This is a genomic window from Mesorhizobium sp. WSM4819 (assembly GCF_055811215.1).
Window position 1 is genome coordinate 17,686 of the sequence record NZ_JBVVQO010000057.1, and the last position, 14,527, is coordinate 32,212.

14 protein-coding genes are annotated in these 14,527 nt (G+C 64.2%); 5 read left to right on the plus strand and 9 right to left on the minus strand.

The window, feature by feature from the left end; all coding sequences use genetic code 11:
• Positions 1–145: 145 nt before the first annotated feature.
• Positions 146–1,999, minus strand: a complete 1,854-nt coding sequence (locus AC0L18_RS30885) for a DEAD/DEAH box helicase (protein ID WP_473495520.1) — start codon at positions 1,997–1,999, stop codon at positions 146–148.
• Between the two features lie 446 nt (positions 2,000–2,445).
• Here AC0L18_RS30885 and AC0L18_RS30890 point away from each other — a divergent pair, with 446 nt between their 5' ends.
• Complete coding sequence (locus AC0L18_RS30890) at positions 2,446–3,480, plus strand: aspartate-semialdehyde dehydrogenase (RefSeq protein ID WP_473495521.1); 1,035 nt, start codon at positions 2,446–2,448, stop codon at positions 3,478–3,480.
• Positions 3,481–3,753: 273 nt separating this feature from the next.
• Here the strand turns inward: AC0L18_RS30890 and AC0L18_RS30895 are convergent, their stop codons facing one another.
• Positions 3,754–4,161: an ACT domain-containing protein gene (locus tag AC0L18_RS30895; RefSeq protein WP_473495522.1), complete on the minus strand. Its 408-nt coding sequence runs from the start codon at positions 4,159–4,161 to the stop codon at positions 3,754–3,756.
• Between the two features lie 156 nt (positions 4,162–4,317).
• On the opposite strand from AC0L18_RS30895, the gene AC0L18_RS30900 reads away from it, so the two are divergent.
• From AC0L18_RS30900 to AC0L18_RS30910, 3 genes are all read left to right on the plus strand, one after another.
• A complete protein-coding gene (locus tag AC0L18_RS30900) occupies positions 4,318–5,223 on the plus strand; it encodes a bestrophin family protein (protein WP_473495523.1) in 906 nt (301 codons plus the stop codon).
• Positions 5,224–5,347: 124 nt separating this feature from the next.
• The gene (locus tag AC0L18_RS30905; protein ID WP_473495524.1) at positions 5,348–5,758 is read left to right on the plus strand and encodes a DoxX family protein; all 411 of its coding nucleotides are present in this window, start codon (positions 5,348–5,350) and stop codon (positions 5,756–5,758) included.
• 151 nt (positions 5,759–5,909) lie between these two features.
• Positions 5,910–6,173 carry a YMGG-like glycine zipper-containing protein gene (locus AC0L18_RS30910; RefSeq protein ID WP_027153677.1) on the plus strand — a complete coding sequence of 88 codons (264 nt, stop codon included), beginning with the start codon at positions 5,910–5,912 and terminating at the stop codon, positions 6,171–6,173.
• A gap of 75 nt (positions 6,174–6,248) precedes the next feature.
• On the opposite strand, the gene rpsP is transcribed toward AC0L18_RS30910, so the two are convergent.
• The 7 genes from rpsP to AC0L18_RS30945 form a co-directional block, all read right to left on the minus strand.
• Entirely contained in the window at positions 6,249–6,650 is a 402-nt protein-coding gene (gene rpsP, locus AC0L18_RS30915) for a 30S ribosomal protein S16 (RefSeq protein WP_473495525.1), read from the minus strand.
• A gap of 44 nt (positions 6,651–6,694) precedes the next feature.
• The gene (locus AC0L18_RS30920; protein ID WP_473495526.1) at positions 6,695–7,021 is read right to left on the minus strand and encodes a chorismate mutase; all 327 of its coding nucleotides are present in this window, start codon (positions 7,019–7,021) and stop codon (positions 6,695–6,697) included.
• A 7-nt stretch (positions 7,022–7,028) separates the two neighbouring features.
• A complete protein-coding gene (gene ffh / locus AC0L18_RS30925) occupies positions 7,029–8,657 on the minus strand; it encodes a signal recognition particle protein (RefSeq protein WP_023803767.1) in 1,629 nt (542 codons plus the stop codon).
• Between the two features lie 323 nt (positions 8,658–8,980).
• Positions 8,981–9,943 (minus strand): lysostaphin resistance A-like protein, encoded by a 963-nt coding sequence (locus AC0L18_RS30930; protein WP_473495527.1) that lies wholly within the window; start codon positions 9,941–9,943, stop codon positions 8,981–8,983.
• A 281-nt stretch (positions 9,944–10,224) separates the two neighbouring features.
• Positions 10,225–10,824, minus strand: a complete 600-nt coding sequence (locus tag AC0L18_RS30935) for a DUF1236 domain-containing protein (RefSeq protein ID WP_023803769.1) — start codon at positions 10,822–10,824, stop codon at positions 10,225–10,227.
• Positions 10,825–10,887: 63 nt separating this feature from the next.
• Positions 10,888–11,982, minus strand: coding sequence for a zinc-binding metallopeptidase family protein (locus AC0L18_RS30940; protein ID WP_473495528.1), 1,095 nt, complete (start codon positions 11,980–11,982; stop codon positions 10,888–10,890).
• Between the two features lie 101 nt (positions 11,983–12,083).
• Positions 12,084–13,331, minus strand: coding sequence for a flavin monoamine oxidase family protein (locus AC0L18_RS30945; RefSeq protein WP_473495529.1), 1,248 nt, complete (start codon positions 13,329–13,331; stop codon positions 12,084–12,086).
• Positions 13,332–13,597: 266 nt separating this feature from the next.
• Between AC0L18_RS30945 and AC0L18_RS30950 the strand changes: the two genes are divergently transcribed.
• A complete protein-coding gene (locus tag AC0L18_RS30950) occupies positions 13,598–14,392 on the plus strand; it encodes a lytic murein transglycosylase (RefSeq protein ID WP_091592126.1) in 795 nt (264 codons plus the stop codon).
• The last annotated feature ends 135 nt before the right edge of the window (positions 14,393–14,527 follow it).

A 14,527-nucleotide genomic window follows, 5' to 3' on the forward strand; every position in this document is an offset into this window, starting at 1 on the left:
GGGTGCGTGCGCGGGAGCATCGCTTCAGATAAAAGATAGCGCGCCACTCGGGTTGGAGACGACCAATCGTCGAAGTCTGAATCGATTGCCTTGGCGAAGGACAGCGCCTCGCAGGCCATGACAAGTCAACGATGCCGGCAAATCGCTAAGCCGGCCGTTTCTTCGACTTCTTGTGCTTCGCCGGTGCGCCTTCGAATTTCGGCTTGCCTGCCTTCCCGGCCCAGGGTTTTGCCTCGAATGCGGCGGGGCGCTGATCGGCTGACGGTGCGCGCTTCTCGAATTTGGGCGCGTTCTGGTCGAACGCCCGCTTGCCGCGGTGCGGCTTCTTGTCCGGCCGTGGCTCCTGATAGCCGGCCCGCGACAGGTCGGGCGTGCCGTCCAGCCGCTTCACCGCGATGTTGTTCTGCAGCTTGCGGTCCGGGCCGATCGCCTGGAGGAACCGATCGGCCCAATCCGCCGCGATCTGCACGAAAGTTTCCTCCGGCTGCATCTTGATGGCGCCGATCTCGCGTTTGGAGATGCCGCCGGTCCGGCACAGCATCGGGATCAGCCAGCGCGGCTCGGCATTCTGCCTGCGTCCCACCGACAGCGAGAACCAGACGCTGTCGCCGAAATCGTCGCGGCGGCTTGGCGCCTCGTCGCGACGGGCAGATCTGTCGCCAGAGGGCCTGTCGCCCGACGGCGTGAACGGAGCGACTTCTAAAAGATCCTCGGGCGCCGAACGGCTGGAACGGCAGAGACGCACGAAGGCGGCGGCCACCTGATCGGGGCCATGCTGCTCAAGAAGCGCATTGATGAAGCCGCGTTCATCATCCGTCACAGGCTCGCTGAAAACCGGGTCGGCGAGGATGCGCTCGTCGTCGCGGCGCAGGACGTCGTCGGCCGAAGGCGGGCTTGCCCATGTCGCCGCAAGGCCAGCGCTTTGCAGCAGCCGTTCGGTGCGCCTGCGAGCATTGTTGGGCACGATCAGCGCGCTGACCCCCTTGCGTCCCGCCCGCCCCGTCCGCCCGCTTCGGTGCAGAAGCGTCTCCGGATTGGTCGGCAGGTCGGCGTGGATCACCAGTTCGAGGTTGGGCAGGTCGATGCCGCGCGCCGCCACGTCGGTGGCGATGCAGACTTTTGCGCGGCCGTCGCGCATCGCCTGCAGCGCGTGACTGCGCTCGTTCTGGCTCAGCTCGCCCGAAAGCGCGACGACGGAAAAGTTGCGGTTGTTGAAGCGCGCGGTCAGGTGATTGACGGCGGCGCGCGTGTTGCAGAACACCAGTGCGTTCTTCGCCTCGTAATAGCGCAGCACGTTGATGATGGCATTTTCCCGGTCGGCCTGGGCCACACTCAGCGCCCGGTATTCAATATCGAGATGCTGCTTCTCCTCGCCGGCGGCCGAGATGCGCACCGCATCGCGCTGATAGCCCTTGGCCAGCGTCGCGATGGAGCGCGGCACGGTCGCCGAAAACATCAAGGTGCGGCGCTCGGCCGGCGCGGCGTCGAGGATGAATTCCAGATCCTCGCGAAAGCCGAGATCGAGCATCTCGTCGGCCTCGTCGAGCACCACTGCCTTCAGCTCGGACATGTCGAGCGAATTGCGGGTGATGTGGTCGCGCAGCCGGCCGGGCGTGCCGACGACGATATGGGCGCCGCGCTCCAACGTGCGGCGCTCGGTGCGCATGTCCATGCCGCCGACGCAGGACGCGATCGCTGCGCCGGTCAGTTCGTAGAGCCATTCGAGCTCGCGCGTCACCTGCAAAGCGAGCTCCCGCGTCGGTGCCACGGCCAGCGCCAGCGGTGCTGCGGCTTGGGAAAAGCGCTCGGCGCCGTCGAGAAGGGTCGGCGCCAGAGCCAACCCGAAGGCGACGGTCTTGCCGGAGCCGGTCTGGGCGGAAACCAGCGCATCGGCCTGTCCGAGCTCAAGTACCGCCTTCTGCACCGGCGTCAGCTCGACATAGCCGCGTTTTTCCAGCGCCTTTGCCAGCGCGGGGACAAGTGCTTCGAAATTGGACATTTCACTCTTTCGGAATTCGGATTCTTTTATGCCCGGCAATGGGTCATCCGTCGGCGAGCGCCACGAGCCAAACGATCCAATCGTTCGTACTTCGCGCCGCCGCCATTGTACAGGGCAAGCCGCCTGGCTGCGTCGCGATTGACTCTTTACGCAAACCGCGTAAAAGCCGGCACCGAATGGGGTAGTTTCGATGCGCGGCCTTTTGATGGCGCTTCTTGCCTTCGACGTCCCGGGCCGCAATGCGAACCATTGGGCCGGGCGTTTTGGCGCGTCTGCTCGTTCCAGCAAAACCACGTTCTTGACCAAAAAAACCGGTAAAACGACCACTAAAACGGTCTGATTCCCTTGGCCTAACCACCCTCTCCCGGGTCCGGCCCGGGGGTTGAAACCCGCATCGGCCGGCGGGTTTTCTCCAAAAAACCGAGCGGAGAGGACAGGAGATTTCGATGAGTTTCAAGGTTGCAATCGTCGGCGCCACGGGCAATGTGGGTCGGGAAATGCTCAACATACTGGAAGAGCGCGGCTTTCCGGTGAGCGAGGTGGTGGCGCTGGCCTCGCGGCGCAGCCAGGGCACGGAAGTGTCGTTCGGCGATCGCACGCTGAAGGTCAGGGCGCTCGACCAATATGATTTTTCCGATACCGACATCTGCATCATGTCGGCCGGCGGCAACGTTTCGAAGGAATGGTCGCCGAAGATCGGCAAGCAGGGCTGCGTCGTCATCGATAATTCGTCGGCCTTCCGCTATGACCAGGACGTGCCGCTGATCGTGCCGGAAGTGAACCCGGACGCGATTTCGCTGTTCACGCGCAAGAACATCATCGCCAACCCGAACTGCTCGACGGCGCAGCTGGTCGTGGCGCTGAAGCCGCTGCATGACCTCGCCACCATCAAGCGTGTCATCGTCGCCACCTATCAATCGGTGTCCGGCGCCGGCAAGGAAGGCATGGACGAACTGTTCACGCAGACCCGCGCGGTGTTCGTCGCCGACCAGGTCGACGTCAAGAAGTTCACTAAGCGCATCGCCTTCAACGTCATCCCGCACATCGACGTCTTCCTCGACGACGGCTTCACCAAGGAAGAATGGAAGATGGTCGCCGAGACCAAGAAAATGCTCGATCCCAAGATCAAGCTGACGGCGACCTGCGTGCGCGTGCCGGTGTTCATCGGCCATTCGGAAGCGGTCAACATCGAGTTCGAAAAGCCGATCACCGCCGAGGAAGCGCGTGAGATCCTGCGCGAAGCGCCGGGCTGCCAGGTTCTCGACAAGCGCGAGGACGGCGGCTACATCACGCCGCTGGACTCGGCCGGCGAGGACGCGACCTTCATCTCGCGCATCCGCGAGGATTCGACCGTCGAGAACGGCCTGTCGATGTGGATCGTCTCCGACAATCTGCGCAAGGGCGCGGCACTCAACGCGGTGCAGATCGCCGAATTGCTGATCGAGCGCGGGCTGATCCAACCGAAGAAGAAGGCGGCGTAGTTTTCGCTCACGGGCCGTATCGCCGCTGCTGCGGCGGGCCCTCCGCGGGGGCGCCGGACAACCGGCGGCCCGCAGTCGCGGGCTCGGCCTTCGGCCGTTAGCCCCTTCTCCCCGTTCACGGGGGTGAGAAGTGGTCCGCGAAGCGGACGGAAAGCCAATTGCTTGGCTTTCCGAACGACGAACGCCCGTAGCGACAGCGAAGGGCCGGGGTCCCGGCAGGCGGATGAGGGGCGGCACGGCGTCTCAAACTCTGCTCAGTTTTGACGCAACGCCTCAACCACGATTCTCTTCCGCCAGCTTCGTCAGTATGGCCATCGCCTCCACCGCCCGGTCGGCGGGGACAAATAGATGGTCATGATAGAAGGCCGAGACTGGATTGACGCCCATGCCCGCGGCGGCAAGACGCGTGGTGATGGCGGCGAGGAAGCCTACCGCCTCCAGCGACGAATGGATGTTCAGCGTCGCCATGCGGCAGCGAAACACGATCTCCAGGCCAGCGGCCTCGGCTTTCTCCTCTAGCGCGATCACCGTCGTCCCCTCGCGCTCACGAAACAGCATCACCGGCTCGAGGCTGTCCGGTACGGGCGCATCGGGCGGCAGTGTGGCGAAGACGTGGATGCCGGGACGCAATTCCGGCGTCATCGTTGCCAGCAGTTTGTTCAGATCGGTCTCGCCGGCCATCGATTGCTCCCGAATGTCTTGCGGACTTTCGATAACGTGCTCGCCCCCGGGCCGGCAAGACGACATCGCCATGTCGCTGGCGGCTGGGCTTGTGCGTATATTGCGTCGCACAATGGAACCGATCAGGATCATTGCCGGTCCGTGAAAGGGGTTTCGATGATCGTTCGCCCGCGCCCGGGATTTTTGCATCTGTTCTTCATCATGCGCGGCTCGGTGGTGCCGCGCATCCTGCCGCAGATCTTCGGCTTCGGCATTTATGGCGCACTGGTGGTGCTGGCGGTCAGGGCGCTGCAGCTTGACCTCGGCAATGCCGGGCCCGCGCCGCTCGCCTTGCTCGGTGTGGCGCTGTCGATCTATCTCGGCTTCCGTAACAATGCCGCCTATGACCGCTGGTGGGAGGCGCGCAAGCTGTGGGGCCAGCTTGTGTTCGACATTCGCAATCTGGCGCGCGCCAGCACCGGGTTGATCGAGGATCGGGTCGAACTGCGCGGGCTGCTGATGGAGGCGATCGCCTTCTGTCACTTCCTGCGCGGCCTGCTTCGGCGGGTCGATGCCACGACCGAAGCACGCGCGTTCATCGATGAAGCGGCCGAAAGTGCTGCCAAGCTGGCCAACCCGCCGGACGCCATGCTGCGGCGGATGGGCGAGCGAGCCGCCGCGTTGTACAGGGCCGGCGCAATCGATGTCATGGGCTACCGCATTCTCGACGAGCGCCTGTCGCAAATCGCCGCAGCGCAGGCCGGCTGCGAGCGCATCATGGGAACACCGCTTCCGTTTGCCTACACGCTGCTGTTGCAGCGCACCGCCTATATCTTTTGCCTGCTGCTGCCGTTTGGGCTGGCCTCGACTGCCGGGTGGGCGACGCCGCTGTTCACGGCATTGATCGCCTACACCTTTTTCGGCCTCGACGCGCTCTCGGAGGAACTCGAGGACCCGTTCGGCACCGAGGCCAACGATCTCGCCCTCGACGGCCTGTGCCGCGTCTGTGAAATCTCGGTGTTCGAGGCGCTCGGCGAGCCGCCGCCAAAAATGATCGCCGCCAAAAAATACTATTTTTCCTAGGGTTTGTTCCCGCGCTCACCGAAGCACCGTGCGCTGGAAAAATCATAAGCGTGTCGGATCGCCGCCTCACGCCGCGTCCTTGGTTCGACCCTCGCCAAGAGGGCTCGAAACAACCGGAGGACCAATGACCATGTCTCAAACAGCATCCGTCACGCCGAGCGCGCTGTGGACCGGCCGCGGGCTCAGCGCCCTCATCGTGCTGTTCATGACCTTCGACGGCGTCATCAAGCTGCCGCCGCTCGATGTCGTCACCCAGACCATGGTGCAACTCGGCTGGCCGGCCGATCCCGATGTCTCGCGCATGCTCGGCATCGTCGGGCTGGTCTCGACCGCGCTCTATGCGGTGCCGCGCACCTCGGTGCTCGGCGCCGTCCTGCTCACCGCCTATCTCGGCGGCGCCATCGCGACCCACGCGCGTCTTGGCAGCCCGCTGTTCTCGCACACATTGTTCGGCGTCTATCTCGGCCTCATTCTGTGGGGCGGCCTTTTCCTGCGCAATCCCGGGGTGCGCTCGCTGATCCCGCTCAGCCGATAGCGGCGGCGTCAAAAGCCGTTCGATGGCGGTCGCGCCGCCAGAGAGAGGGCCATCTGCCGCCACCCTCTTCCTTGCCCTTGGATCAAATCGCCCGGTTGCGAGTTAGACGAGGTGGGGCGAGGACGGAAAACCCCATTTGGGAGGAGCGACGATGAAGAAACTGGTGGTCCTGATGATATTGGCAACCTCGCTCGCAGCCTGTTCGCGGACGGAACAGGGCGCCGCGGTCGGTGGCCTGGGTGGCGCTGCTGTCGGCGCCGCCGTTGCAAATGACCCGGTGGAGGGAGCTGTTGTTGGTGGTGCTGTCGGCGCCGTCGCCGGCGCACTGATCGGTCGTGCGACCGAACCCGGCCGGTGCCGCTATCGCGATCGCTATGGACGCGTCTACATCGCCCGCTGCCCGGCAGGCTATTGATCGGGCCGCGTTTAGCTCCGACGAAATAAAACGGCGGGCAAAGCGCCCGCCGTTCCGTAGGCGATAAAAAGCGGATTATTCGGTGGTCGCGGCTTCCGCCTCGGCCGGCGCGGCTGCCGCAGCGGCAACCGCGGCGGCTGCATCGTCCTGCGCCTTCTTCAGAAGTGCGGCGCGCTCCTGCGCCTTCTTGCCGGGCTCGGCCTTCTTCGGATTGGAGCGGGCTTCACGCTTGGCGATGCCGGCCTCGTCGAGGAAGCGCAGCACGCGGTCGGTCGGCTTGGCGCCGTGCGAGAGCCAATGCTTGACGCGGTCGGCGTCGACCTTGACCCGCTCGCCGTCCTTGGGCAGCAGCGGGTTCCACGAGCCGAGCGACTCGATGAAACGGCCGTCGCGCGGCGAACGGGCGTCGGCGACGACGACGTGGTAATAGGGACGCTTTTTCGAGCCCGCACGGGCCAGTCGGATTTTCAATGGCATTTCTTTTCTCCTAAAACGCTGATTTTCGGGTTTACGGCTGGTCCTCAGCCGGTTTTCGTTCCGCCGTTGGATGCGGCGATATGCTCGTGATGGCGGATCACTTCGCGGACGACGAAGTTCAGGAATTTCTCCGCGAAATCCGGGTCGAGATGGGCGTCCTTCGCCAGTTGGCGAAGGCGGGCGATCTGCTGCTGCTCGCGCGCCGGATCGGCCGGCGGCAGGCCATGCGATGCCTTCAGCTCGCCGACCGCCTTGGTGCAGCGGAAACGCTCGGCCAGCATGTGGATGAGCGCTGCGTCGATGTTGTCGATCGAGGCGCGGTAGTCGACCAGCGCCGCGCGTGCGTCGGCCATGTCCTTCTCTTCGTCCATTGCGCCCTCACTTCTTCTTGCCAGGGGCGTTCTTGCCGAGCATTGGCAGACCGCCGCCGGATCCTGGCAAACCAGGAAGCTTCATGCCGCCGGGCAGCCCAGGCAGACCACCGCCACCTGGGAGGCCACCGGGAAGACCCTTCATGCCGCCGAGACCGGCTGCCTGTGCTTGCTTCTGCAAGGCTTCGAGCTGCTTGGGGTCCATCTTGGACAGGTCCGGCATGCCGCCGCCCATCATGCCGCCCGGGCCACCCATGCCCCCTGGCATCATGCCGCCGAGTCCCATCTTCTGGGCCAGACCGCCCATCATGCCACGCATCAGGCCACCGCCTTTGCCCTTGCCGCCCATCGCTTTCATCATGTCGGCCATGCCGCGGTGCATCTTCAGGAGCTTGTTGATCTCGGCCGCATCGGTGCCGGATCCTGCGGCGATGCGCTTCTTGCGCGAGTGCTTCAGAATATCGGGGTTGGCGCGCTCGGCCTTGGTCATCGACGAGATGATGGCGAGCTGGCGGCCGAACATCTTGTCGTCGAGACCGGCGGCAGCCATCTGGTCCTTCATCTTGCCCATGCCCGGCATCATGCCCATGATGCCGCCCATGCCGCCCATCTTCGACATCTGCTGAAGCTGGCCGGCAAGATCGTTCAGGTCGAACTTGCCCGACTGCATCTTCTTGGCCATCGCCGCCGCCTGCTCGGCGTCGATGTTTTCGGCAGCCTTTTCGACGAGGCTGATGATGTCGCCCATGCCGAGAATGCGGTCGGCGATGCGCTTGGGATGGAATTCCTCCAGCCCGTCCATTTTCTCGCCGGTGCCGATCAGCTTGATCGGCTTGCCGGTGACGGCGCGCATGGAAAGTGCCGCACCACCACGGCCGTCGCCATCCATGCGGGTCAGCACCAGGCCGGTGATGCCGACGCGCTCATCGAAGCTTTTTGCCAGATTGACGGCATCTTGGCCCGTCAGCGAATCGGCGACCAAAAGGATTTCGTGCGGCGACGAGACCTTCTTGATGTCGGCCATCTCGACCATCAGCGGCTCGTCTATATGGGTGCGGCCGGCGGTGTCGAGGATGACGACGTCATGGCCGCCGAGCTTTGCCGCCTGCACGGCGCGGCGGGCGATGTCGACCGGCGTCTGGCCCTCGACGATCGGCAGCGTGGCGACCTTGACCTGCTCGCCGAGCTGACGGAGCTGCTCCTGCGCGGCGGGACGCCGCGTGTCGAGCGAGGCCATCAGGACCTTCTTGTTCTGACGCTCGGTGAGGCGCTTGGCGATCTTGGCCGATGTCGTGGTCTTGCCGGAACCCTGCAGGCCGACCATCATGATGACGACTGGAGCCGGTGCATTGAGGTCGATGGCGACGCCCTCGGCGCCCAGCATCCCGACCAGCTCGTCATGGACGATCTTGACGACCATCTGCCCGGGCTTGATCGACTTCAGCACGGCGGCGCCGACGGCCTTCTCGCGCACCTTGTCGGTGAAGGAACGCACCACTTCCAGCGCAACGTCGGCCTCAAGCAGCGCACGGCGCACCTCGCGCAGCGCCGCCGAGACATCGGCCTCGGACAGGGCGCCGCGGCCGGTGAGGCCGTTCAGGATCGAACCAAGACGTTCCTGTAGCGATTCAAACATTCTTCTTCCTTTCCCTGGCACCCGGATGATGCCCGAGAGGTAATGCGTTCGCGCCCAGTATCCAACCCAAGCTGTCCAGGCAAAAGCTCAAAGCCAAAAAGCACCCGGGGGCGCACAGCGCTGCCGGATGTTGACCTCCAGGATCGATTTACAGCACGTCGCCTCAAACAGGCTTCGGCGTCCCGGTCGGCTTGCTCGGAGGGATACTCGTCGCGGAATTCGCGGGCTGTAGACAGGAAATCGGCCGCGGAGTCAAGGTGCGGGGCCGAATACGCTGAACCGGGCCGGTTTGGTTTATGGCAGCACCACCAGCGTGATGCGCATCAGCTTGGGCCGCCGGGGTGCGAAAAATCCGGCTCGACCTTCAGCGGCGAGCGCGGGTGCAGCAGCAGCAGAACGGTCAACAGGCTGCAGACGATGCCGATCGCCGCGATGAGGACGGCATCAACCGTCGTCCAGCCGGGGCCTTCGAGCGGCTTGGCGTTGAACAGGGCGAAGGAATTGTAGCTTTGCTGGTGCGAAATCAGCAGGAAGCCGGTCAGATTGTTGCCGAGGTGGGCGCCAAAGGCCGCGCCGAGATTGCCCGTGGCATAGACCACAAGCGTCAGGAGCAGCGCAAAAGCGGCGATCGAGGCCAGCACGCAGGCGTTGATGGCGGTCGTCGAGCTTGGGTTCCAATGCATCGCAGTGAACAGAAGTCCTGGCAGCAGCGCCCAGATGAAGGGGTTTTGAAAGCGGTTGGCCAGGCCCCTGAGGAGATAGCCGCGAAACAGCACCTCTTCGGACGAGGCCTGCAGCAGGGTCAGCGCGGCGATCGGGATCAGGAACAGCAGCCAGGACGACAGGGCGATCGCACCGCGCGCAATGTCGGGCTGCAAGAGATAGAGCAGTATCTCGGAGAGCAGCGATGTGACCAGCACCGCGGCCAATCCCCTAAAAAATCCCGAGCGCGAAACGCGGCGGCTGGTGCCGATCAGCGCCATCAGCGGCTCGCGATGGACCCAGCGCATGGCAGCCCACAGGCCGAGCCAGATTCCGGCGAAGGAGGCGAGCGCGGCGAGGATCCCGGCGGGTGAGGCCATGAAATTCTGCACCGCCCCTCCTTCCATCGGGGCGCCGGACGATGCTTGCCAGACGACGAAGAAATAGGCGCCGCCGAACAGCACGGCGACGGTCGTCGCGACCCAGAACAGGACGACGATCGCCGTTCCGAGCAGGAGCCGCGGCAGGGTCGTCTTGGCGTTGGGAGTATGCCGATAGCGCTCGAAGGCGGCAGGGTCTATCACGCGGGCTCACAGGCTGGTGCTTCGGGTCGCATGATCTATTCGATCGGGTCGTGCCGCGCAATCGTCACGGCAATCGGCGTTGGCGCCGCCCCTCACCTGCCTGCCGGCATCCTCTCCCCGTGAACGGGGAGAGGGCGCTCTCCCAACGATTTCGCTGATCGCCAGCGAGGCCGCTTCTCCCCGTCACTATACGGAGAGAAGTGCCCGGCAGGGCGATGAGGGGCGGCGCCGACTTCGACAGTTCCGTCATTCGTCCAAGGCGATTGCCCTGTTCGGCACCGTCAGCGCTCGACGTACATGATGCGTCGGGTGCCGGGGTCGACCAGTGCCGGCTGACCGTTCACATAGACATAGCGGTAGTCATAGTCCGGAATCTCGCGCAACTCGACGGTATCGGGCAAGGTCGCGCCGGTAACCACCTCGCCCTCGAGATAAACCGGGTCGACCCGGTTGGTCTCGATGTAGGTGCGGACTTCGGCCGGCGGCCGCCTGATCGGCTCGATCGGCTCGCCAGCGACGATCGCTCCGGTATAGATGTCGGGATCGTCGACATCGGCGGGGGCTTCGACGATGGTAATGTCTGCGTCGGCCGGGCGCCGGGTCAGGACGACCTCGTTGCCGCCGAAATCGGCCGTCACATAGTCGGAATAGATCCAGCCCTGGCCATTGGCCTCGGCTATGGTGCACCATTTGCTGTTTTGGATGCAGCCATCGAGCGTTGCCGACTGGCCGGCGGCGAGCACGCCGATCACCGGGTATTGCGGCCCGGGGCCGGCGCGAATGTTGAGATCGGCGACCGCCGAAACGGCGGTATCGGCCAAGGCTGTGCCGGACATGGCGACAAGCGCTCCGGCGACAGCAGGAAACAGTATGCGCTTCATGGTTTCGCTCCGTGTTGATGGTCCCTCGCGAACGAAAACGAAACAAGCCCTCATGCGTTCCGGCTAAAACGCCTCGGCCGGCTCACGTTTTGTTCCGGTTTCTTTCACGACACCGGTCAGGAGTTCATGGACGAAGGCCAGCTTCTGTGCCGTCAGCTCCGAGATGACGAAGGGATAGAGGTCCGGCAGGCCCATGCAGCGGTTGATTGAGTTGGACGCTTCCGACAGCACCAGCCAGCGGGCCAGAATCTTTTCAAACGGTTCGGGAACGGCGGCAGGTTCAGACGGCGCCGGCTGGAGCTCGCCGCCGGTGTCGCCCCGCGACAGGTCGTTGGCCTCCACCGTTTCCAGCCGGCCGAGCGGGAAATTCAGCGCATGCACCATCTCCAGCGTATCGGTGATGTGCAGATGGTGTGCCCATGTCTCGGCCCAGTCCTCCCAGGGATGGGACGAGGCATAGGCGGAAATGTGGTCCTGCTGCCAGTCGGGCGGCGCGCCATTGGCATGGTAGGCCTTCAGCGCCTGCTCGTAGTCGGCGCGCTCGTCGCCGAACAATGTGCGGAAGGCGGCAAGCCGTTGCGGGTCGTCGCGGATCAGGCGGTCCCAGTAATAGTGGCCGAGCTCATGGCGGAAATGGCCGAGCAACGTGCGATAGTTCTCGCCCATCTCGACGCGCCGTCTTTCGCGCTCGGCCGAATCCGCCTCGGCGACATTGAGTGTGATCAGGCCGTTGTCATGGCCGGTCAGGATGCGCGCGCCACCCGGACCACCGATCGGATCGGCAAGGAAGTCGAAGGCGAGGCCGGCCTCGTCGCCGGCGTTCCGCTTGGGCGCGACCGGCAGTCCGGCGGCGAGCAGCGAATAGATGGCCCGCTTCTTTGCCGCTTCGACGCGGATCCAGCGACGGCGGTTGCCATCGACCGAAAGGTCCGGGATCAGCTGGTTCAGCGCGCAGGCGCCGCAGAAGGCATGGCCAGGTTCCGCCATCCAGTTGCAGGCGCACTCGTCGGCATTGGTGCACTGGAAAACGCCGCCGGCGCCAGACAGCACGAAGCGCGCATGCCCGGGATCGTAGAGCACGGAGCTGGCGCAGTTCAGGCACTGGGCGTTCTCGAAATAGAGGCGGTGGCCGCAATGCGGGCAATCGAAGAGCTTCATCCCAATCTCGAATCACCAGGTCTCAAATTATGTGGCCCTGGATATAGTGCGCAGCGGCATATCGCCCAAACGCCTGTCGGCGGCCGGCGTTCCTGCTGTTGCTATTTTGCCGCAAGCTGGGCGGCGACCGTTCTCGCCACCGCCTCGCCCGATAGCCTGGCGCCGCCGCAGGTCTGCATCAGCGGACCGGCCAGATGCTCGCCGGCGAAGAAGATTTTTTCCGCCACCGGCTGCATCAGCGTGGCGCGCGCCTGCGAACGGCCAGGTCGGGCCGCCGCATAGGCGCCGCGCACGAACCGCTCGCCGCCCCAATTGGTCATCATGGCGCGCCCGACATGTTTTCTGACGTCGCCGCCGAAGATGGCGCACAGCCGGTCGACGACGAAGTCGACGCCTGCCGCCTCGCCCGCCGCCGACATCTCCCAGGCGAAATCGCCGCCAACGAAGCCGACCATCAGGTCGAGGTCGAAGGGAAAGCAAAGGAAGTAGATGTCGTGCCTGGCCAGCCGCTCGATCAGCAGGTCGTCGAACGGCGCCAGCCCGAGCCTTGTGCCCCTGATCTCAACCGGCAGCTTGGTCAGCATGCCCATCGGCAGGTCGAAGAAGGCAGCGAAATGCCTGTCGGGCAACGCCGGCGCGAATTCGATCTCCTCGAAGGCGAGCACCGCCGGCGAGGCGGTGACGATGACCGCCTTGGCGCGGATGGTGCCGCGATCGGTGACGCAGGCGACGCCGGGCACGTCCCAGAGGATTTTCCGCACCGGCGTCGACAGCTCGACCGGCACGTCGGCGCCGAAACGGGCGACCAGCGCGCCGAACCCCTCCTTGGTGAGGTAGTTCGGATCGAGATCGGCGGCGGCCTGAAAGTCGCGGATCGATATCTCGTCCTCGTCGGCGCCAAAGTCCATCGGCCCGGCAAAGGTGGCGGCGGCGCGCGGCGCATGGCCTTTGGCGAGCAACGCCGAAAGACGGTCGTCGTCACCAACCTTGACCTCATGCGCCGCCAGCAGCTCGAACAGCCTGACATCGGCCGCCTTCATCGCGGCCTCTTCGTCCTCGCTCGCCTTTCGGTTGCGATAATAGAGATGGTCGATATTCATGTCGTGATGATGAAGCGTCCAGCGGCCAGCTTGCGCCTCGGGGAAGTAGGGATTGCGGTCGGCCGCGTGCAGCCAGGCGCAGCCGATGTCGAAAGGAACGCCGAAATGCTGGTCGCTGGTCCAGGCGCGGCCGCCGATACGGTTCATCGCTTCGACCAGCTTGAAGGAAAGGCCGGCCGCACGCAGGGTCCTGGCGGCGGAAAGTCCCGCCGAGCCGGCGCCGATGACCACGACGTCAACGTCTTCCATGAATATTCTAGCCCCCCGCCACAATAATTACTTGATCGTAAGCAAGTTGTCCGGCAATCGCCAGCGCTGCGGCGAGGATGCGTAAACGAGTTCTTAGCGCATCGGCTCGAAAATCGGTGCCGATTTTCGGAAAGCACGATGCGCTGATTGTAAAGTGTTGGAGCGTACTGCATCCAGGCGGACGCACGTCGCTGCAACGGTGACAAGCGGGCGTTTCGCTGGCAAATTCGTATTCGGGACAAGATTCAGGCAACCAGGAGAGCAACATGGCATTTTTTGCCAAGGCAAAGATTTTCGCAGCGGCGGCATCGATGATGCTTGCGGCGGCAACAGCGGCACAGGCCGCCCAATGCGGCAAGACGGGCGCGGGCTTCGAAGCGTGGAAGGCGGAGTTCGCGCAGGAAGCAAGGGCCAGCGGTGTAGGCTCGAAGGGTCTGGCCGCTCTGGCTAGCGCGACCTACGCAAAAAGGACGATCGCCGCCGACCGCGCTATCCACAAGGCTTTCGGTGGCTCGGTGGACGCTTTCATGAAGCGCCGTGGCGCGTCCACGATCATTTCCAAGGGCCGTTCGCTGAAGAAGTCGAACGCGGCGCTGTTCGACAAGATCGAACGGACCTACGGCGTGACGCCGGGTGTGTTGCTCGCCATCTGGGGGATGGAGACCGGCTTCGGTTCCTTCTTGGGCAAGCAGAATACGGTCTCTGCCATTGTAACGCTTGCCTATGATTGCCGTCGCCCGGAGTTCTTCTACCCGCATGCTGTTGCAGCCCTGAAACTGGTTGATCGCGGCGCGCTGAGCGCCTCGTCGGTCGGCGCCATGCATGGCGAGATTGGCCATACGCAGTTCCTGCCCGGAAATGTCTTGAAGTACGGGGTCGGCAGCGGAAATTTGCGCGACAAGGCCACTGCGTTGGCTTCCACCGCCAACTTCCTCAAGGCTCATGGTTGGCAGGCGGGTGCCAGCGCACAGGCGAATCTCGGTGCAATTGCCGGCTGGAATGACGCGAGCAACTATCAACAGGCCATCGCCCGCATCGCCACGGCGATCGACGGCGAGTGATACAAGTCTCTATTCGACAGAAAGCCCGGCCATGCGCCGGGCTTTTTTGTCGATGCTCTAGTCGGCCGTGAACTATCCGCAAACCGTTGATCTGGCATGCTGATTAGGGCGGAGGTCGGCTTTGGAATTGCAGGA

What these genes read in the sequence shown, in the direction of transcription:
- AC0L18_RS30885 (WP_473495520.1), bottom strand. Translation starts at nt 1,999, where the DNA reads ATGTCCAATTTCGAAGCACTTGTCCCCGCGCTGGCAAAGGCGCTGGAA.
- AC0L18_RS30890 (WP_473495521.1), top strand. Translation starts at nt 2,446, where the DNA reads ATGAGTTTCAAGGTTGCAATCGTCGGCGCCACGGGCAATGTGGGTCGG.
- AC0L18_RS30895 (WP_473495522.1), bottom strand. Translation starts at nt 4,161, where the DNA reads ATGGCCGGCGAGACCGATCTGAACAAACTGCTGGCAACGATGACGCCG.
- AC0L18_RS30900 (WP_473495523.1), top strand. Translation starts at nt 4,318, where the DNA reads ATGATCGTTCGCCCGCGCCCGGGATTTTTGCATCTGTTCTTCATCATG.
- AC0L18_RS30905 (WP_473495524.1), top strand. Translation starts at nt 5,348, where the DNA reads ATGACCATGTCTCAAACAGCATCCGTCACGCCGAGCGCGCTGTGGACC.
- AC0L18_RS30910 (WP_027153677.1), top strand. Translation starts at nt 5,910, where the DNA reads ATGAAGAAACTGGTGGTCCTGATGATATTGGCAACCTCGCTCGCAGCC.
- rpsP (WP_473495525.1), bottom strand. Translation starts at nt 6,650, where the DNA reads ATGCCATTGAAAATCCGACTGGCCCGTGCGGGCTCGAAAAAGCGTCCC.
- AC0L18_RS30920 (WP_473495526.1), bottom strand. Translation starts at nt 7,021, where the DNA reads ATGGACGAAGAGAAGGACATGGCCGACGCACGCGCGGCGCTGGTCGAC.
- ffh (WP_023803767.1), bottom strand. Translation starts at nt 8,657, where the DNA reads ATGTTTGAATCGCTACAGGAACGTCTTGGTTCGATCCTGAACGGCCTC.
- AC0L18_RS30935 (WP_023803769.1), bottom strand. Translation starts at nt 10,824, where the DNA reads ATGAAGCGCATACTGTTTCCTGCTGTCGCCGGAGCGCTTGTCGCCATG.
- AC0L18_RS30940 (WP_473495528.1), bottom strand. Translation starts at nt 11,982, where the DNA reads ATGAAGCTCTTCGATTGCCCGCATTGCGGCCACCGCCTCTATTTCGAG.
- AC0L18_RS30945 (WP_473495529.1), bottom strand. Translation starts at nt 13,331, where the DNA reads ATGGAAGACGTTGACGTCGTGGTCATCGGCGCCGGCTCGGCGGGACTT.
- AC0L18_RS30950 (WP_091592126.1), top strand. Translation starts at nt 13,598, where the DNA reads ATGGCATTTTTTGCCAAGGCAAAGATTTTCGCAGCGGCGGCATCGATG.